The organism is Rhodoferax sp. RT4P68 (assembly GCF_056521305.1).
In genome coordinates this window covers 120,681-137,678 of sequence record NZ_JBWMBB010000004.1, presented here as the reverse complement: position 1 = coordinate 137,678, position 16,998 = coordinate 120,681, and the positions used below count along the sequence as shown (strand labels likewise).

The following is a 16,998-nucleotide window of genomic DNA, read 5'->3' as shown; positions in this document are numbered from 1 at the left end:
CCCATGTCCGGCGTCACGCTCGGCCAGCATTCCAGCGCCGGCCGGCGCGGCATCAACCAGGACTTTCACGGCGCGCTGCTGCCGCGCGAATCGCAGCAGCGCAGCAAGGGCATTGTGCTGGCGCTGGCCGATGGCATCGGCTCCAGCACCGTCAGCCAGGTGGCCAGCGCGGCGGCCGTGCGTGGCTTTCTGGAGGACTACTACGCCACCTCGGAAGCGTGGTCCGTGCGGCGTTCGGCCCAGCGCGTGCTGGCCGCCACCAATTCTTGGCTGCACGCGCAGAACATGCGCAGCGCCGCGCGCTTCGACAGAGACAGCGGCTACGTCTGCACCTTCAGCGCGCTGATCCTGAAAGGCCGCGACCTGCACTTGCTGCACGTCGGCGATGCCCGCATCTACCGCCTGCACGCGCACGCGCTGGAGCAGCTGACCGACGACCACCGCGTGCAGCTGTCGTTCGAGGAGTCCTACCTGGGCCGCGCGCTGGGTGTGGGCGCGCACGTCGAGATCGACTACCGCTGCTGGGAGGCCGAGGCCGGCGAGGTCTATCTGCTGGCCACCGACGGCGCCTACGCCCGGCTGGACGCGCCCGCCGTGCACGCGGCGCTGGCCCGCCACGGCGATGCGCTGGACGCGGCCGCACAGCAACTGGTGGCCGCCGCGCACGCACAGGGCAGCGACGACGACGCCACCCTGCAGCTGCTGCGCATCGACGCCCTGCCGCGTGCTGACGCCGCACCGCTTCAGTGGCAACGCGAGGGCCTGGCGATCGCGCAGCCGCTTGCGCCGCGCGCGCGCTTCGAGGGGTTCACGCTGGTGCGTGAGCTGCACGTCAGCGCGCGCAGCCATGTGCACCTGGCGGTGGACGACGCCACCGGCCAGCGCGTGGTGCTGAAGCTGCCTGCGGTCGATCTGCGCGAGGAGCCTGCGTATCTGGACGGCTTCGTGCTCGAAGAGTGGGTGGCCCGGCGCGTCGACAGCCCGCATGTGCTGAAGGCCGCCGCGTTCGACCGGGCGCGCAGCCACCTGTTCGTGGCGATGGAGTTTGTCGAGGGCCAGACGTTGGCGCAGTGGATGGTCGACCACCCGCGGCCCACGCTGGACAGCGTGCGTGCCATCGTGCTGCAACTGGCGCGCGGCCTGCAGGCGCTGCACGGGCGCGAGATGCTGCACCAGGATCTGCGGCCCGAGAACGTGATGATCGACAGCACCGGCACGGTGAAGATCATCGACCTGGCCTGCACCCACGTGGCCGGGCTGGTGGCCAGCGAGCGCGACACCTGCTCGCACACTATTGCCGGCAGCCTGCAGTACACGGCGCCCGAATACTTCAGCGGACAGGGCGGCAGCGCCTCATCGGACCTGTTCTCGCTGGCGGTCATCACCTACCAGATGCTGACCGGGCAGCTGCCCTACGGCCTGGCAGTGCCGCAGGTGCGGGCGCCGGCCGACCTGCACCGCCTGCGCTATGTGCCACTGCGCCACCACCGGCCCGATGTGCCAGCCTGGGCCGACGCGGTGCTGCACAAGGCGCTGCAGCCCCAGCCTGCCAAGCGGCAAGGCGCCGTGTCCGAATTCGCGCAGGATCTGCAGGCCCCGAGGCAGGAGTTTCTGCGCCACCGCGCGCCGCCGCTGGTCGAGCGCAACCCGGTGCTGTTCTGGCAATGCACCACCGTGGTGCTGGCATTGGCGGTGTTCGGTCTGCTCGGAATGCGCGCACTGGGGGGTTGAGTCAACGCCCCACAGGGTGAGGTGCTCTCGGCCTACAAGAGCCTGTCAAAGCTGCCAGGATCATGCGTGACGCCTGCCGGCGATCGGCAGGCGTCGCAATGGATCTGGAGTTCCCCCAATGAAGAAAACCCTTACGGCCATGGTCGTCGCCATGAGCGTCATGTCTGTGTCCGCCCAGGTCGGCAAGGCTGCTTCCGAAGCCACCGACGCGGCGCAGCACAAGATCGAGCAGAAGCGCGCGGACGGCGAGGCCGACAAGAGCGGCCCGGTCGGCAAGGTCGTGAATAAGGCGAAATCGGGCTACCACAAAAAGCAATCCGAGCGTTCCGCCAACAAGGCCAAGCAGGCCCTGAAGGAGGCGGTCTGACGCCCCCCGTTGTAGGCCGCATCCGACATAGGGTCGGGCTGCGCGCTTTCCGAGCGGGGCACGGTAGATGCAATACCCGGTGCACAACTTCCTGGAGCACCAACATGGGCATTGGCAAATTCTTGAAGCGTTCTTTGGTCGGCATGGGCGGCCTGCTGGCCATTTCAGCCTCGTCGGCCGTCAACGAAGCGCCGCAGCACGCGGCCGCGCTGCCGTCACTGGCCGCCACATCCGCCTGGCTGCAGCATGTCGAAAGCCGGCTGGAAGGCCTGTTGTCGCCGGCCCAGGCTGCGACCACCGACCCGCTGTGGATGGCGCTGCTCGCCCTGGCGTGCATGGCCGTGGTGGTCAAGCGCCGGGGCAGCCCCTGAGGCTGCTGCAGGTTGTCCCTGCTGCCTGTGGGCAACGCTGTGGACAACTGCCTGTGCAACGCCGGGGATCGTTGCCTGGCGCGGGCTGCGACGCGGTGCCTGCCGAATAGGCAGACGCGCTAGAGGGTCTTGCGCGCACGCCCATTCGGCTTACATCAGCGACTAAACATGGCGTGACCGGCGGCCAAAATAAAAACCCCGCTACCTTTTGGATAGCGGGGTTTCTTTTGCTGACTTGGTGCCGGAGAGATGAATCGAACACCCGACCTTCTCATTACGAATGAGCTGCTCTACCGACTGAGCTACACCGGCGTAAGCCCGCGATTATAGCGCGGCGTGGTACCCCGTCACCCGCTCGACTTCATTTTTTGACCCCAGCACCACGCTCACGCGTTCGTGCAGCTTGTTCGGCTGCAGGTCCAGGATGCGCTGGCGCCCGTTGGTCGACGCACCGCCGGCCTGCTCCACCAGCCAGCTCATGGGGTTCGCCTCGTACATCAAACGCAACTTGCCTGGCTTGTCTGGCTCGCGCTTGTCCCAGGGGTACAGGAAGATGCCGCCGCGCGTCAGGATGCGGTGCACGTCGGCCACCATGCTGGCAACCCAGCGCATGTTGAAGTCCTTGCCGCGCGGGCCTTCCTGGCCGGCCAGGCATTCGTCGATGTAGCGGCGCACCGGGGCATCCCAGTGGCGCATGTTGCTCATGTTGATCGCGAATTCCTTGGTGTCCGCCGGGATCTGCACTTTCTCGGCTGTCAGTACGAAGGAGCCTTGCTCGCGGTCCAGCGTGAACATGGCCACGCCATCGCCGACCGTCAGCACCAGCGTGGTTTGCGGGCCATAGACGCAGTAGCCGGCCGCGACCTGGTGCACGCCGGCCTGCAGGAAATCCTGCTCGGTGATGGCGGCGCCGCCGTCGGGCTTGCGCAGCACGCTGAAGATGGTGCCGATGCTGACGTTGACATCGATGTTGGACGAGCCATCCAGTGGGTCGAACAGCAGCAGGTATTCGCCCTGCGGATAGCGGTGCGGCACGACGTAGATGCTGTCCATCTCCTCGGACGCCATCGCCGCCAGGTGGCCACCCCACTCGTTGGCCTCGATCAGCACTTCGTTGGCGATGATGTCGAGCCGCTTCTGCAGCTCGCCCTGTACGTTTTCGGTCTGCGCGGCGCCCAGCACGTCGCCCAGCGCGCCCTTGTGCACGGACTGGCTGATGTTCTTGCAGGCGCGGGCGACGACTTCGAGCAGCAGGCGCAGGTCTTCGGGGATGTGACCGTCGACGCGTTGCTGCTCGACGAGGTAGCGGGTCAATGAAACTTTGGTGGCCATGGGCTTCCTTGAACAGTGAGAAGAATCAGTCGAGCGCGCGCGAAACGACTTCGCGCACGTCGTTGGACAGGTCGGGCTTGGCCGCCACCCGCTGCAAAGCTTCGCGCGCAGCCGAGCGGTAGGGCTCGGCCAGCTTCATCCAGCGGTCCAGCGCGCGCGCCAGCCGCGCCGCCACCTGCGGGTTGATGCCGTCCAGCTCGATCACGCGATCGGCCCAGAACGCGTAGCCGGCGGCATCCTGGCGGTGGAAGGCGCCGGGGTTGGCGCTGCAGTAGCTGAAGATGACGCTGCGCGCGCGGTTCGGGTTGCGCAGGTTGAAGTCCGGGTGCGCCATCAGCTGCTGGACCGCCGGCAGGATGTTGCCGTTACGGTCGGGGCTTGCGGCCTGCAGCGCGAACCACTTGTCCAGCACCAGCGCCTCGTCCTTGAACAACGTGTGGAAACGCTGCAGCGCCTGCGGAGCCAGCGCGTGTTCGCTTGACACGAGTGCCGACAGCGCATTGAAGCGGTCGGTCATGTTGTCAGCGTCCTTGAAGCGCTGATAGGCCTTGCCGGGCCACACCGTGTCGCCACTGGTGCGGGCGGCCAGGCACAGCTGCGACAAGGCCATGCCGGCCAGCGCGCGGCGACCGGAGGAGGTCGGGTCCGGCTGGTAGGCGCCGTTGTCGCGGTGCGCCTCGAACGACCATTCCCAGTCGGCAAACAACGCCGTGGCCAGCTGCGCGCGCATGGCTTCGCGCACGGCATGGATGCGCTGCGGGTCGACCACGTCCAGCTGCTCGGCCAGGTACGACTCGGAGGGCAGCGTCAGCACCAGTTCCTTGAAGGCCGCATCCAGCATGGGGTGGCGCAGCACACCGCGCATGGCGTCGATGAAGGCATCGTCCAGCGGCGCGTGGTCATCGGACGCAGGTGCGTCGTCGCCGATGCTGCGCAGCGCACGGCGCACGGCCAGGCGCTGCGCGGCCTCCCAGCGGTTGAACGGGTCGGTGTCGTGCGCCAGCAGGCTCAGCAGCTGTGCGTCGCTGTAGGCGATGTCCAGCACCACGGGCGCCGAAAAGCCACGCAGCAGCGAAGGCACGGGCTCGGCATCCAGGTCTTCGAACACCAGCGTGTGGCCGGGCTCGGTCATCACGAACAAAGAAGGCGTCTGCGTGCCGGTGGCGGTGGCCGGGCGCACCAGTTCGCTGCCATCGGCGGCCAGCAGGCCGAGCGCGACCGGGATCACGAACGGCTCTTTGTAGCCCTGGCCGGGTGTGGCCGGGCATGTCTGCGACAGCTGCAGCGTGTAGCGGCGCTCTGCCGCGTCGTACTGCCCGCTGGCGTGCACGCGCGGCGTGCCGGCCTGGCTGTACCAGCGCTTGAACTGCGGCAGCAGGCGGGCCAGTTCCGAGCCGGGGTTGGCGTCGGCAACCGCCTGGGCAAAGTCATCGCAGGTCACGGCCTGGCCGTCGTGCCGCTCGAAGTAGAGCTTCATGCCGGCGGCAAAGCCATCGCGGCCCACCAGCGTCTGCATCATGCGCACGACCTCGGCGCCCTTCTCGTAGATCGTGACGGTGTAGAAGTTGTTGATCTCCACGTAGCTGTCGGGCCGCACCGGGTGCGCCATCGGGCCGGCGTCTTCGGGGAACTGCGCGGTGCGCAGCACGCGCACGTCCTCGATGCGCTTGACGGCGCGCGCCGAAGGCTCGGTGCACAGGTCCTGGCTGAACTCCTGGTCGCGGAACACCGTGAGGCCTTCCTTCAGGCTCAGCTGGAACCAGTCACGGCAGGTGACGCGGTTGCCCGTCCAGTTGTGGAAGTACTCGTGCCCGACCACGCTCTCGATGTTGGCGAAGTCCACGTCCGTCGCCGTGGCCTGGTTGGCCAGCACGTACTTGGTGTTGAAGATGTTGAGGCCCTTGTTCTCCATGGCCCCCATGTTGAAGTCGCTGGTCGCCACGATCATGAAGCGCTCCAGGTCCAGCGGCAGGCTGAAGCGGGCTTCGTCCCAGGCCACCGAGGCCATCAGCGACTGCATGGCGTGGTCGGTCTTGTCCAGGTCGCCCGGGCGCACGAAGACCTGCAGCAGATGGTCGCCACCCAGGCGCGAGCGGATGCGCTGCTCGCGCGCCACCAGCTTGCCGGCCACCAGCGCGAACAGATAGGCGGGCTTCCGAAACGGGTCGACCCACTTGGCGAAGTGCCGGTTCTCGTTGCCGTCGCCCGTGAGCGGGCCGTGCTCGACCAGGTTGCCGTTGGACAGCAGCACCGGGTACTTGGACTTGTCCGCACGCAGCGTCACCGTGAAGCTGGCCATCACGTCAGGACGGTCCAGGTAATACGTGATGCGGCGAAAGCCCTCGGCCTCGCACTGCGTGAAGAAGGATTCGTTGCTGACGTACAAGCCCATCAGCTTGGTGTTTTTGGCCGGCGCGCAGGTGGTGAAGATCTCCAGCGCGAAGGGGCCGTCCTCGGCGGCGGGCAGGTTCTCCAGCACCAGCTGGCTGCCGTCGATGCGGAACGACGCGCCCTGGCCATTGACCAGCACGCGCGCCAGGTTGAGTTCCTCGCCATCGAGGCGCAGCGGCTGCGCTGGCACCTCGGGGTTGCGGCGCAGCACCATCTTGTTGAGCACCCGCGTCTTGGCGGGGTCGAGGTCGAAGCACAGGTCGACCGTGTCGATCCAGAACGCGGGCGCCTGGTAGTCCTCACGGCGGACGGTCACGGGCTGGCTCTGCGCATCACGCGATTGCAACATCGAGCTTCTCCAGAAAATTCGATTGGATGAGTTCGTGGTAGTCGCGCACGGCGGCCACCACGTGGGGGCCGGCGAGTTCGTCTGCCGAGTGCGTGCTGCACACGGCCACGGCGCGCATGCCGCCACGGCGTGCGGCCTCGATGCCGAAGGGCGCATCTTCGAACACGATGCAGCGCTCGGGCGCCACGCCGATGCGGCGCGCCGCCTCCAGGAAGATGGCCGGCGTAGGCTTGCCGCTGAAGCCCTCGTCGCCGCCGACGATGGCCAGCGGCAGCGGGTCCATGGCCAGGCGCGACATCACGAATTCGATGTTGTGCTTGTCGCCCGCGGTGCCGACCGCCAGCTTCAGGCCGGCGCCGGCGGCCCGGCTTGCGAAGGCGGTGAAGCCCGCCACTTCGCAAAAGCGCTCGGCGAAGAGGGTGCGGTAGATCTCTTCCTTCTCGTGCACCAGGGCGAGCGATTCGGCCTCACCGAGCGGGCGGCCGAACACTTCGACCATGCACTCGGCGCCGGTGCGCCCGGTGGTGCGGGCCAGGATCTCGCTGGCCTGCATCTGGATGCCGTGGCTGCGGCAGAAGGCGACCCACGACTGCGCATGCCAGGGCATGGAATCGACCATGGTGCCGTCCATGTCGAAGATCAGGGCTTCGATCGGCATGCTCAGACCCCTTGCTTCAGCGAAGCCTCGATGAACACATCCAGATCGCCATCCAGCACCTTCTGCGTGGCCGAGACCTCGACGTTGGTGCGCAGGTCCTTGATGCGGCTGTTGTCCAGCACGTAGCTGCGGATCTGGTGGCCCCAGCCGACATCGGTCTTGGTGTCTTCCAGCTTCTGCTGCGCTTCCTGCTGCTTGCGCAGCTCGAAGTCGTACAGCCGCGAGCGCAGGCGCTTCCAGGCCACGTCGCGGTTGCTGTGCTGGCTGCGGCCGTCCTGGCATTGCACGACGATGCCGGTCGGGATGTGCGTGAGCCGCACGGCCGAATCGGTCTTGTTGATGTGCTGGCCACCGGCGCCGCTGGCGCGGAAGGTGTCGGTGCGCACGTCCGACGGGTTGATCTCGATCTCGATCGAGTCGTCGATCTCCGGGTACACGAAGATGCTGGCAAAGCTGGTGTGGCGCCCGCCCGACGAATCGAACGGCGACTTGCGCACCAGGCGGTGCACGCCGGTCTCGGTGCGCAGCAGGCCGAACGCGTACTCGCCCTCGACCTTGATCGTCGCGCCCTTGATGCCGGCCGTGTCGCCCGGGGTCTCGTCCTCGATCTGCGTCTTAAAGCCCTTGCGCTCGGCGTACTTCAGGTACTGGCGCAGCAGCATGCTGGCCCAGTCGCAGGCCTCGGTGCCACCGGCGCCGGCCTGGATGTCGACGAAGGCGTTCAGCGGGTCGGCCGGGTTGTTGAACATGCGGCGGAACTCGAGCGCCTCGACCTCTTTGGCCAGCTCGGCGCTTTCAGCTGCGATGGTCAGCAGGCCGGCTTCATCGCCGTCTTCCTTGCTCATCTCGAACAGCTCGGTGTTGTCCGACAGCTCGGTCTCCAGGCGCTGCAGCGTCAGCACGACGTCGTCCAGCGCCTTCTTTTCCCGGCCCAGTTCCTGGGCCTTTTTGGGGTCGTTCCAGACCGTGGGGTCTTCCAGCGAGGCGATGACCGTCCTCAGGCGTTCGGTTTTGGCATCGTAGTCAAAGATACCCCCGTAACTCTTGGCTGCGGGCGGACAGGTCCGTCAGTTGGGCGCCGATTTGGTTGATGCGTTCTGCTTCCATGGTGTTCTCGATTCAGTAATGAGGATGCCTTGCGGCGAACCGGCGATTTTCTCACGCGCATGCCATGCACCTGGCGGCGCGGGCCATGGCGCGGGGCGGCGGGTGGCTCAGGGGGCCGCCAATGCCCGCTGCGGCATGGCGGAGCCTGAGAGCCGAAAGATCGCCACGGCCTGGACCAGATCGTGCGCCTGCGACTTCAGGCTGCTGGCGGCGGCGGCGCTTTCCTCGACCAGGGCGGCGTTCTGCTGCGTCGCCTGGTCCATCTGCGTGACCGCATGGCCGACCTGGGCCACGCCTTCGCTCTGCTCCTGGCTGGCGGCGCTGATCTCGCCCATCAGGTCGGTGACGCGCTGGATCGAGGCGACGACCTCCTGCATCGTCGTGCCGGCCTGGTCGACCTGTGCCGAGCCCTGGTCGACGCGGGTGGCGCTGGTGCCGATCAGCGCCTTGATCTCGCGCGCAGCATCGGCGCTGCGCTGGGCCAGGCTGCGCACCTCGGTGGCGACGACGGCGAAACCGCGCCCCTGCTCGCCGGCACGGGCCGCCTCGACGGCCGCGTTCAGCGCCAGGATGTTGGTCTGGAAGGCAATGCTGTCGATGGTGCCGATGATGTCGGCGATCCTGCGTGAGGCATCGCTGATGCCCTGCATCGTCTGCACCACGCGGCCCACGGCCTCACCGCCCTCGACCGCGACCTGCGACGCCTTGTGCGCCAGCGCGTTGGCGGCGCGGGCGTTGTCGGCGTTCTGTCGCACGGTGGCGCTGAGCTGTTCCATGGAGGCGGCGGTCTGTTGCAGCGCCGAGGCCTGCTGCTCGGTGCGTGCCGACAGGTCGTTGTTGCCGACCGCGATCTCGCTGCTGGCGCTGGCCACCCCTTCGGCGTTGTGGCGCACGTTGGCCACCACGGTGGACAGCTGACCCTGCATCGCATGCAGGGCGTTCAGCAGGTCGGCGATTTCGTCCCGGCCTGCCACCGGGGCAGCGGCGGTCAGATCGCCGCCAGCCACAGCGCGCGAGACCAGCACGGCCCGGCCCAGCGGCCGCACGACCGAGCGGCTGAACGCGATGGAGCCGACAACGGCGACGGCGCACACCACCAGCATGGCCGCCAGGCTGATGAGCAGCGCTTGCCGGGCGTCGGCACGGGCCTGGGCGGCGACGCGTTGGCTGGCTTCGGCGATCTTCGTGCCAGCTTCGTCCAGCAGCCGCGCTGGTTCGCGGTCCATGCCTTGCACCGCCTTGTCGCCCACGCTGGCGTCGAAGTTGGCGGCCTTGAATGCGTCCAGGCCCTTGCGGTAGGCCACGCCCATGCCGGCGTGGGCGGTGCCGAAGCGGTCAATCAACGTACCGGCCTCGTCGCCTTTCAGGTCGTCCTGCAGCTGCCGCGCCTCGGCCGCAATCCTGGCGTCCGCTTTCTCGAAGGCGCTCCAGTAGCGATCCAGCTGCTTCGGGTCCTGGCCGCGCAGCAGCACGTTCTTCCACTCCTGCACCTGCGTCTTGAAACTGCTCAGCAGGCTGCCGATCTGGCGCTCGTGCTGGGTGTGCGCCTGTACGGTCGTTTCATAGGTGTTCAGCGCAAGGTTCAACTGCACCATGCCGAACAGTGCGGCCGCCAGCAATGCGAGCAAGGCGCCCACGAAGGCGAGCGGAAGCTTGAGACTCAATTTCATGGTCCTCCTCGGGAAATCCCGAGGATTGAACGTTAATTGCACGCACGGCGCAACTATTCGGGCCCACTTCCGCTCACTCCAGGAACTTTTCGATCAAATGCGCAACAGCCTGCGGCTGGTCGTGTTGCAGCATGTGGCCTGCATCCTCGACCCGGGCCACGGTGCAGTTGGCGATGCACTGCAGGCGCTCGTGGTATTCATCCAGGCCGTAGCGCCCCTTCCACCAGCCGGCCAGGCTGTCGTCGGACGCCTCGACCGCCAGCACCGGCGCGGTGATGGCACGGTACAGCGCCAGCACCTCGTCCACACGCATGGCCTGCGCGAAGACGATCTTGTGCGCCGGGTCGCCCTGGATGCGCCACTCTGGCGTGCCGTCGGCGCGTGGCGTGGCCTGGGACCAGTGGCGGGCGAGCCAGTCGGCTTTGTCCTGCGGCAGGCGACGGTTGGTCTTCATCAGCCGGCGCGCCACGCCGTCGACCGATTCGTAGGGCGCCAGACGCATGTCGCCGCGATGGAACCGTTTGAGCTCGTCGATCCACTTGGCATAGCGCTCAGGTGCCTCGTCGGCCCGGGTGCGGGGCGAGCCGAAGCCCTCCAGGTTGACCAGGCGGCGGATGCGCGCCGGCCGCACGCCGGCGTACATCATGGCCACGTTGCCGCCCATGCTGTGGCCGACCAGGTTCACCGGTTGCCCGCCGGCGTAGTGGTCCAGCAGGAAGTCCAGATCGGCCAGGTAGTCGGCGAACCAGTAGCTGTCCACCGGATCAGCGGTCGTCTGGCCGTAGCCACGCCAATCGGGCGCGATGACGAACTGGTCGTCGTGCAGCGCATCGACCACGAACTGCCAGGATGCCGAGACGTCCATCCAGCCGTGCACCATCACCAGTGGCACCTTGCCCGGGCCGGGCTCGCCCCAGAGGCGCACGTGGTAGCGCAGGTTGCGAAGGGCGATGTGCTCGCCGTGGGAGGGGCGCAGGGGCTGGTACATGGGCGCGATGGTAGGGCAGGGCAGGCACGGCCCCGCGTCCTCGCGGCGACATGAAAGCTGCGAAACTGCCAGGCTTCGCAGCTCACCAGACCCTTATTCATGCGCACTGTTTCCCTGGGCCGCAGCGGCCTGCACGTGACACCCCTGTGCCTGGGCACCATGACTTTCGGCGAGCAGGTCGATGCCCCCGCCGCCCACGCCATCCTGGACCGCTCGCTCGCCCTGGGCATCAACTTCATCGACACGGCCGAGATGTACGCCGTGCCGGCCCGCGCCGAGACCTTCGGCGCGACCGAGACCATCCTGGGCGATTGGCTCGCCGCCCGCCCTGGCGTGCGCCAGCGCGTGTTGCTCGCCACCAAAGCCGCCGGCCCGCCGCGTGGCATGCCGTGGATCCGCCAGGGCCGCACCGCGTTCACGGCGCAGGACATCGTCGAGTCCTGCGAGATGAGCCTCAAACGCCTGCGCACCGATGTGATCGACCTCTACCAGCTGCACTGGCCGGCGCGCAACGTGCCGGCGTTCGGCACCTGTTATTTCGACCCGGCGCAGGACAAGCCGACGCCCGCCATCGAGGAGCAGCTGCGCGCGCTGGACAGCCTGGTGCGCGCCGGCAAGGTGCGCGCGATCGGCCTGTCCAACGAAACGCCGTACGGCGTGCACGAGTTCGTACGCCTGGCCGAAGCGCACGGCCTGGCCCGCGTGGCCACGGTGCAGAACGCTTATTGCCTGGTGAACCGCAGCGTGGAGCGCGCGCTGGACGAGACGCTGCACCGGCTGGAGGTCTCGCTGCTGGCGTACTCGCCATTGGGCTTTGGCCTCTTGACTGGCAAGTACGACGCGGGTGGCCTGAGCGGCCCCGCGGCGCCTGCGGACGCGCGCATCGCGCGCTATGCGTCGGTGCGTTCGGGCCGCTGGGGCCGCGACAGTGCCCTGGCCGCCGCGCGCCGCTACAACGCGCTGGCTGGCGACCATGGCCTCACGCCTACCCAGCTGGCACTGGCGTTCTGCCGCAGCAAGTGGCAGGTGGCCAGCACCATCATCGGCGTGACCAGCCTGGCCCAGCTCGAAGAGAACGTGGCCGCCTTCAACGCCGAGCTGCCGGCCGGTGTGATGGCCGAGCTCGACCGACTGCACCTTGAGCTGGGCGACCCGGCCCAATAGCCAGGTCCATCGAGGGTTGACGCCATGGCCAGGCACGTCTCGGAGACCCCCGCCACGCAGCTGCTGAAAGCGCATGGGGTGGCCTTCACCGAGCACCCGTACGACTACCTGGAGCACGGCGGCGCCCAGCACAGCGCCGAGGTGCTGGGCCTGGACCCGTTCACCGTCGTGAAGACGCTGGTCATGCAGGACCAGGATGCCAAGCCCCTGATTGTGCTGATGCACGGCAACCGCAAGGTCTCGACCAAGAACCTGGCGCGCCAGATCGGCGCCAAGTCGGTCGACGCCTGCACGCCTGAGGTGGCGAACCGGCACAGCGGCTACCTGGTCGGCGGCACCTCGCCGTTCGGCACGAGAAAGCGCATGCCGGTCTACATCGAAGAGACGGTGCTGGCGCTGCCGCGCATCGCCATCAATGGCGGGCGGCGCGGCTACCTCGTGGGCATCGCGCCGCAGGTCTGCGTGGAGCTGCTGGGCGCCAAGCCCGTGCAGTGCGCCTTGCCGCTGTGAAACGGGGAGCCAGCGGGCGCGCTGGCACAATGCGCCCGCCCCCCGGGAGCCCGCTTTGCAGAACCTGTACCCCACCCTCGCCACCGTGCTTGCCTACCTGATCGGCTCGCTGTCGTTCGCCGTCATCGTCAGCCGCGTCATGGGCCTGTCCGATCCACGCAGCTACGGCAGCAAGAACCCAGGCGCCACCAACGTACTGCGATCTGGCAGCAAACTGGCCGCGCTGGTGACGCTGCTGCTCGATGGTCTCAAAGGCTGGCTGCCGGTGGCGCTGGTCGGCTGGTACGGGCGGCCCTATGGGCTGGAGGAGGGCACCGTCGCGCTGGTGGGGCTGGCGGCCTTCCTCGGCCACCTGTACCCGGTGTTCTTCAGCTTCCAGGGCGGCAAGGGCGTGGCCACGGCCCTCGGTGTGCTGTTCGGGGTGCACTGGGTGCTGGGCCTGGCGTGCGCCGCCACCTGGCTCATCATCGCGTTCTTCTTTCGCTACTCGTCGCTGGCCTCGCTGGTGGCGGCGGTGTTTGCCCCGGTCTACTACGCGTTCGGCAACGGCGTGGCCTGGTACATGGACAAGCGCATCGCGCTGATGCTGGTGGTGATGGCGATGCTGCTGTTCATGCGGCACCGCGAGAACGTGACGCGACTGCTGCAGGGCCGCGAATCGAAGCTGGGCCAGGGCAAGAAGCCGCCTGCGGTGCGCTGACCGGTCGGCCGGTCAAAGCGGTGGGTCCTGGCGCACGGCCTGCAAGCCCAGCCGCAGCAGATTCTGGTGGTTGATGCGCACGCGGTTGCGCACCATGTCGTGTGTCATGGCCGCCTGGATCGCCGGGCCGCCAAAGGCCGTGCGGTGCAGGCGCGGCACCGACAGCTTGTCGCCCGAGCGCCCCATCACCGCAGCCACCAGAGGTTGGTTGGCGGTGGCGCTGCGGCGCAGCACGACGGCGATCTCGCCGCTGTCCATCTGCACGTAGGTGCCCGGCGGGCACAGCCCCACGGCGCGCACCAGCGCATAGGCGACCTGGTCGCGCAGGCCATCGGCCTGGGTCATCATGGACCGGACGGTTTCCGTCGCGCTGCGCCCGCCGCGGGTCTTGCGCGGGCTGATCATCGCGGCGTAGCGGTCCACCACATGCAGGATGCGGCCCAGCCTGCGCACCGGCGGCAGATCGCGCAGCGCCCGCGTGCCGGGCTGCGGGTCGTGGTGGATGGTGACCACGTCCAGCCACAGTGCATCGGTCACGCCGACATGGGCCAGCAGGTGCCGGCCCCGTTCGGCATGCGTCTTGATGCCGCTTTGCTGCGCGACGTCGGGCTTGTCGGTCTGCTCCGCCAGCTCGTTCTGCAGCGCGGTCATGGCAGCGTTCATGGTCATCGCCGCGCTGACCAGGCTGTCGCGCTCGGCCGCCGGCAACGCCAGGTCATGCGACAGCACATGGCACAGCACGGCGCAGATCAGCGCATGGGCGCTGCTGTAGCCCAGCGCGCGGTCCGATGCCAGCTGGAACAGCAGATACAGGCCGATGTCCGTGTCCTGGCGCAGCAGGTCGCCCATCCAGCGGTCGTACTGCCGCACTTTGGCTGTGAAGTCGGGGATCTGCCGCGGCCGCAGGAGCAGCGTGGCCAGGCCCGCCTCCAGATCCGACCACTGGCCCAGCAGATCCTCGTAGTCGGCGTCTTGCGGGTGCGGTACGGCGGTGGGCATGGGGGATGCCTTCAATAGCGCCGCTCCAGCACCATCTGGTCGCTGGTTCGTGTCATCTGGAACTGCGCAAGGAAGTTGTTGCCCAGCAGCACGTAGGGCATGGCCATGGGCACGACGACGGCGTCCAGCCCGGCCAGCTCGACCTCGCCCACGCGCACGGTGGCCAGCTTGATGGCCCACCCCTGCGCGGCGCCGTTGGCGGTATTGACGCTCACCGGCTGGCCGTTTTTGTAATTGAGGCCCATGCGGTCAGCGGTCGGCGCGCCGATGGCCAGGGTGGTGGCGCCGGTGTCCACCATGAACTGCATCAGCTGGCCGTTGAAGCGGCCTTCGCTGATGAAATGGCCACGGCCGTCGGAGGTGATGACGATGCGACCAGCCGCGCCGGGGCCGCGCGCGCCGACGCTGGCCGGCGAATCACCCAGCCGCACCGTGAGGCGCCGGCCGGCAATCTCCACCTCGGCCCGGTCGCCCTGTACCGACAGCAGCCGCACGCCCTGGTAGGCCTCACCCACGCCGACGCTGCGCGGTGCGCCGCCATCGATCATCAGCAGCGCCCGCTTGCCCAGCACGCCAGCCAGGCCCACCGTCTGCGCCAGTGCCGGCCCGCACAGCGCCGCCAGCAGCACCGCGAGAACGCCGGCCGGGCGCATGGTGGTCAATCGCGGAAGTTGTTGAATGACAGCGGGATGTCCGCCACGTCCTTGCGGATCAGCGCCATCGCGCCCTGCAGATCGTCGCGCTTGGCGCCGGTCACGCGTACGGCATCTCCCTGGATGGCAGCTTGCACCTTCATCTTGCTGTCCTTGATGAGGCGCTGGATCTTCTTGGCCAACTCGGTCTCGATGCCGTTGCGCACCTTGATGACGCGCTTGACCTTGTCGCCGCCCATCTTCTGCAGATCGCCGAAGTCCAGGAAGCGCACGTCCACCTCCTGCTTGGTCAGCTTGTTGCGCAGCACGTCGGCAATCTGGTCGAGCTGGAAGTCGGCATCGCCAATGACGGTGATCTCCTTGTCCTTCAGTTCGATGGAAGCCGCAGTGCCCTTGAAATCGAAGCGGGTGTTGATTTCCTTGGCGCTGTTGTCCACAGCGTTCTTGACCTTCACGAGGTCAGCTTCGCAGACGGTGTCAAAAGACGGCATGGGAGTGTTCCTGGGGTTGGGCCGGCGCGCCGGGCCCGCGCGCCATGGGCTGCGCAAGGGGCGTTGCCGGCATGCGATGCGACAATTCCATGGATGTTAGTCGAGAAGAATGTTCCTCTGCGGGCCTACAACGCCTTCGGCATCATGGCGCGTGCGCAGACCCTCGTGCGCGTGGCCAATGAGGCGGATGTGGCCGCCGTGCTGGCCGATCCGGCCCTGGCCGGCGCGCCCAAGTTCGTGCTGGGCGGGGGCAGCAACATCGTGCTGACCGGCGACGTGCGGCCCGTGGTGCTGAAGGTGGAGGTCACCGGCCGGCGCCTGGTGCGCGAGACCGACCGGGCATTCATCGTCGAGGCCGGTGCCGGTGAGAACTGGCACGACTTCGTGGCCTGGACGCTGGCCCATGGATTTCTCGGCCTGGAGAACCTGGCCCTGATTCCCGGCACCGTGGGCGGCTCGCCGGTGCAGAACATCGGCGCCTACGGCGTGGAGCTGCAGGACCGCTTCGATTCGCTGGACGCCATCGACCTGCTGACGGGGCAGCCGTTCACGCTGGACGCGGCGCAATGTGCCTTCGGCTATCGCGATTCGGTGTTCAAGCATGCAGCGGCCGAGTTGTCCGATTTCGGCCTGGCCGGCCGGGCGTTGATCACGCGCGTGCGACTGCGCCTGCCCAAGCCGTGGAAGCCGGTGCTGGGCTACCTGGATCTGGAACGCAAGGTGCTGGAGACCGGCATCACCCAGCCCGATGCCCAGCAGATCTTCGACTGGATCTGCGAGATCCGCCGCCACAAGCTGCCCGACCCTCGCGTGTTGGGCAATGCCGGCAGCTTCTTCAAGAACCCCACCGTCACGCCCGAACAGTGCGCCGACATCATCGCCCGCGAGCCGCGCGTGGTGCACTACCTGCTGCCCAACGGAACGGTGAAGCTGGCGGCGGGCTGGTTGATCGACGCCTGCGGCTGGAAGGGCAAGACCGTGGGCAACGCCGGGGTCTACGAAAAGCAGGCACTGGTGCTCGTCAACCGCGGGGGCGATACGCACCCGGCCACCGGGGGCGAGGTGATGACGCTGGCCCGGGCGATCCAGACCAGTGTGTACGAGCGCTTCGGCATCCGTCTGGAGCCGGAGCCGGTGGTCGTCTAGCCGCCGACCAGTTGTGCCGCTTCAGCCGAAGTGGCAGATGTAGTGGTAGGGGCCCGTCTCGGCCGTCACGCGGATGTCGAACTTGGCGTTGCCGGGCACGCTGAACTTGTCGCCCGCGCCTGACTTGACCCACGCGTCGCTGCCGGCCAGCCGGTATTCGCAGCTACCGCCCACGCCTTCCATGATCTCGGGCGCGCCGGTGCTGAAGGTGAGCTCGGCCGGCAGGATCACGCCCACGCTCTTCTTGCTGCCATCGGCGAAGGTGATCCCGTGGCTGATGCACTTGCCGTCGAAGTAGACGCTGGCCTTGGTGGTGACGGTCACGCCGTCGATGCTGTTGGTGGTCATTCGAATGTTGGAGGTTGAAAGTG

At 67.7% G+C, this 16,998-nt stretch carries 17 protein-coding genes, 1 tRNA gene and 1 pseudogene; 7 read left to right on the top strand and 12 right to left on the bottom strand.

What is annotated here, in order from left to right; genetic code table 11:
* Window positions 1–3: 3 nt before the first annotated feature.
* The 3 genes from AC099J_RS10085 to AC099J_RS10075 all read left to right on the top strand — a co-directional run bounded on the left by AC099J_RS10085 (window position 4) and on the right by AC099J_RS10075 (window position 2,469).
* Window positions 4–1,731, top strand: coding sequence for a bifunctional protein-serine/threonine kinase/phosphatase (locus tag AC099J_RS10085; protein ID WP_479615110.1), 1,728 nt, complete (start codon window positions 4–6; stop codon window positions 1,729–1,731).
* 118 nt (window positions 1,732–1,849) lie between these two features.
* Entirely contained in the window at window positions 1,850–2,098 is a 249-nt protein-coding gene (locus AC099J_RS10080; RefSeq protein ID WP_479615109.1) for a hypothetical protein, read from the top strand.
* Between the two features lie 104 nt (window positions 2,099–2,202).
* A complete protein-coding gene (locus tag AC099J_RS10075) occupies window positions 2,203–2,469 on the top strand; it encodes a hypothetical protein (protein ID WP_479615108.1) in 267 nt (88 codons plus the stop codon).
* Window positions 2,470–2,705: 236 nt separating this feature from the next.
* On the opposite strand, the gene AC099J_RS10070 is transcribed toward AC099J_RS10075, so the two are convergent.
* The 8 genes and pseudogenes from AC099J_RS10070 to AC099J_RS10035 form a co-directional block, all read right to left on the bottom strand.
* A tRNA-Thr gene (locus AC099J_RS10070) sits at window positions 2,706–2,781 on the bottom strand.
* Window positions 2,782–2,793: 12 nt separating this feature from the next.
* Window positions 2,794–3,801 carry a class 1 fructose-bisphosphatase gene (locus tag AC099J_RS10065; RefSeq protein WP_479615107.1) on the bottom strand — a complete coding sequence of 336 codons (1,008 nt, stop codon included), beginning with the start codon at window positions 3,799–3,801 and terminating at the stop codon, window positions 2,794–2,796.
* A 25-nt stretch (window positions 3,802–3,826) separates the two neighbouring features.
* Window positions 3,827–6,541, bottom strand: coding sequence for an aminopeptidase N (pepN, locus tag AC099J_RS10060; RefSeq protein ID WP_479615106.1), 2,715 nt, complete (start codon window positions 6,539–6,541; stop codon window positions 3,827–3,829).
* Window positions 6,525–7,199, bottom strand: a complete 675-nt coding sequence (locus tag AC099J_RS10055) for an HAD family hydrolase (RefSeq protein WP_479615105.1) — start codon at window positions 7,197–7,199, stop codon at window positions 6,525–6,527. Before AC099J_RS10055 ends, pepN begins: the two co-directional genes overlap by 17 nt.
* A 2-nt stretch (window positions 7,200–7,201) precedes the next feature.
* Window positions 7,202–8,306, bottom strand: a protein-coding gene (gene prfB, locus AC099J_RS10050; protein ID WP_479615104.1) for a peptide chain release factor 2 whose coding sequence is annotated in 2 segments (ribosomal slippage) — window positions 7,202–8,224 and window positions 8,226–8,306 — 1,104 coding nt in all. Because the reading frame shifts where the segments join, the coding sequence is not laid out codon by codon here.
* A gap of 107 nt (window positions 8,307–8,413) precedes the next feature.
* Entirely contained in the window at window positions 8,414–9,082 is a 669-nt protein-coding gene (locus AC099J_RS10045) for a methyl-accepting chemotaxis protein (protein ID WP_479615457.1), read from the bottom strand.
* 192 nt (window positions 9,083–9,274) lie between these two features.
* A pseudogene (locus tag AC099J_RS10040) lies at window positions 9,275–9,409 on the bottom strand (hypothetical protein); the annotation flags it as partial.
* A gap of 640 nt (window positions 9,410–10,049) precedes the next feature.
* Window positions 10,050–10,964, bottom strand: coding sequence for an alpha/beta fold hydrolase (locus AC099J_RS10035; RefSeq protein WP_479615103.1), 915 nt, complete (start codon window positions 10,962–10,964; stop codon window positions 10,050–10,052).
* Between the two features lie 99 nt (window positions 10,965–11,063).
* Between AC099J_RS10035 and AC099J_RS10030 the strand changes: the two genes are divergently transcribed.
* From AC099J_RS10030 to plsY, 3 genes are read left to right on the top strand one after another with little or no spacing between them, the layout of a single operon-like run.
* Window positions 11,064–12,128, top strand: a complete 1,065-nt coding sequence (locus AC099J_RS10030) for an aldo/keto reductase (protein WP_479615102.1) — start codon at window positions 11,064–11,066, stop codon at window positions 12,126–12,128.
* 24 nt (window positions 12,129–12,152) lie between these two features.
* Window positions 12,153–12,638 carry an aminoacyl-tRNA deacylase gene (locus AC099J_RS10025; protein WP_479615101.1) on the top strand — a complete coding sequence of 162 codons (486 nt, stop codon included), beginning with the start codon at window positions 12,153–12,155 and terminating at the stop codon, window positions 12,636–12,638.
* A 55-nt stretch (window positions 12,639–12,693) separates the two neighbouring features.
* Window positions 12,694–13,338: a glycerol-3-phosphate 1-O-acyltransferase PlsY gene (gene plsY, locus AC099J_RS10020; protein ID WP_479615100.1), complete on the top strand. Its 645-nt coding sequence runs from the start codon at window positions 12,694–12,696 to the stop codon at window positions 13,336–13,338.
* A 12-nt stretch (window positions 13,339–13,350) separates the two neighbouring features.
* On the opposite strand, the gene AC099J_RS10015 is transcribed toward plsY, so the two are convergent.
* From AC099J_RS10015 to AC099J_RS10005, 3 genes are read right to left on the bottom strand one after another with little or no spacing between them, the layout of a single operon-like run.
* On the bottom strand, window positions 13,351–14,337 hold the full coding sequence (locus AC099J_RS10015; RefSeq protein ID WP_479615099.1) for an HD-GYP domain-containing protein: 987 nt from the start codon (window positions 14,335–14,337) through the stop codon (window positions 13,351–13,353).
* 11 nt (window positions 14,338–14,348) lie between these two features.
* The gene (locus tag AC099J_RS10010) at window positions 14,349–14,990 is read right to left on the bottom strand and encodes a retropepsin-like aspartic protease family protein (RefSeq protein ID WP_479615456.1); all 642 of its coding nucleotides are present in this window, start codon (window positions 14,988–14,990) and stop codon (window positions 14,349–14,351) included.
* A 5-nt stretch (window positions 14,991–14,995) separates the two neighbouring features.
* Window positions 14,996–15,481 carry a YajQ family cyclic di-GMP-binding protein gene (locus AC099J_RS10005; protein WP_479615098.1) on the bottom strand — a complete coding sequence of 162 codons (486 nt, stop codon included), beginning with the start codon at window positions 15,479–15,481 and terminating at the stop codon, window positions 14,996–14,998.
* A gap of 93 nt (window positions 15,482–15,574) precedes the next feature.
* Here AC099J_RS10005 and murB point away from each other — a divergent pair, with 93 nt between their 5' ends.
* A complete protein-coding gene (murB, locus tag AC099J_RS10000) occupies window positions 15,575–16,627 on the top strand; it encodes a UDP-N-acetylmuramate dehydrogenase (RefSeq protein ID WP_479615097.1) in 1,053 nt (350 codons plus the stop codon).
* 21 nt (window positions 16,628–16,648) lie between these two features.
* Here the strand turns inward: murB and ppnP are convergent, their stop codons facing one another.
* Window positions 16,649–16,975: a pyrimidine/purine nucleoside phosphorylase gene (gene ppnP / locus AC099J_RS09995; RefSeq protein WP_479615096.1), complete on the bottom strand. Its 327-nt coding sequence runs from the start codon at window positions 16,973–16,975 to the stop codon at window positions 16,649–16,651.
* Window positions 16,976–16,998: the final 23 nt, after the last annotated feature.

Coding starts and splice junctions, on each gene's coding strand:
- AC099J_RS10085 (WP_479615110.1), top strand. CDS start 4: ATGTCCGGCGTCACGCTCGGCCAGCATTCCAGCGCCGGCCGGCGCGGC.
- AC099J_RS10080 (WP_479615109.1), top strand. CDS start 1,850: ATGAAGAAAACCCTTACGGCCATGGTCGTCGCCATGAGCGTCATGTCT.
- AC099J_RS10075 (WP_479615108.1), top strand. CDS start 2,203: ATGGGCATTGGCAAATTCTTGAAGCGTTCTTTGGTCGGCATGGGCGGC.
- AC099J_RS10065 (WP_479615107.1), bottom strand. CDS start 3,801: ATGGCCACCAAAGTTTCATTGACCCGCTACCTCGTCGAGCAGCAACGC.
- pepN (WP_479615106.1), bottom strand. CDS start 6,541: ATGTTGCAATCGCGTGATGCGCAGAGCCAGCCCGTGACCGTCCGCCGT.
- AC099J_RS10055 (WP_479615105.1), bottom strand. CDS start 7,199: ATGCCGATCGAAGCCCTGATCTTCGACATGGACGGCACCATGGTCGAT.
- AC099J_RS10045 (WP_479615457.1), bottom strand. CDS start 9,082: ATGGAACAGCTCAGCGCCACCGTGCGACAGAACGCCGACAACGCCCGC.
- AC099J_RS10035 (WP_479615103.1), bottom strand. CDS start 10,964: ATGTACCAGCCCCTGCGCCCCTCCCACGGCGAGCACATCGCCCTTCGC.
- AC099J_RS10030 (WP_479615102.1), top strand. CDS start 11,064: ATGCGCACTGTTTCCCTGGGCCGCAGCGGCCTGCACGTGACACCCCTG.
- AC099J_RS10025 (WP_479615101.1), top strand. CDS start 12,153: ATGGCCAGGCACGTCTCGGAGACCCCCGCCACGCAGCTGCTGAAAGCG.
- AC099J_RS10015 (WP_479615099.1), bottom strand. CDS start 14,337: ATGCCCACCGCCGTACCGCACCCGCAAGACGCCGACTACGAGGATCTG.
- AC099J_RS10010 (WP_479615456.1), bottom strand. CDS start 14,990: ATGCGCCCGGCCGGCGTTCTCGCGGTGCTGCTGGCGGCGCTGTGCGGG.
- AC099J_RS10005 (WP_479615098.1), bottom strand. CDS start 15,481: ATGCCGTCTTTTGACACCGTCTGCGAAGCTGACCTCGTGAAGGTCAAG.
- murB (WP_479615097.1), top strand. CDS start 15,575: ATGTTAGTCGAGAAGAATGTTCCTCTGCGGGCCTACAACGCCTTCGGC.
- ppnP (WP_479615096.1), bottom strand. CDS start 16,975: ATGACCACCAACAGCATCGACGGCGTGACCGTCACCACCAAGGCCAGC.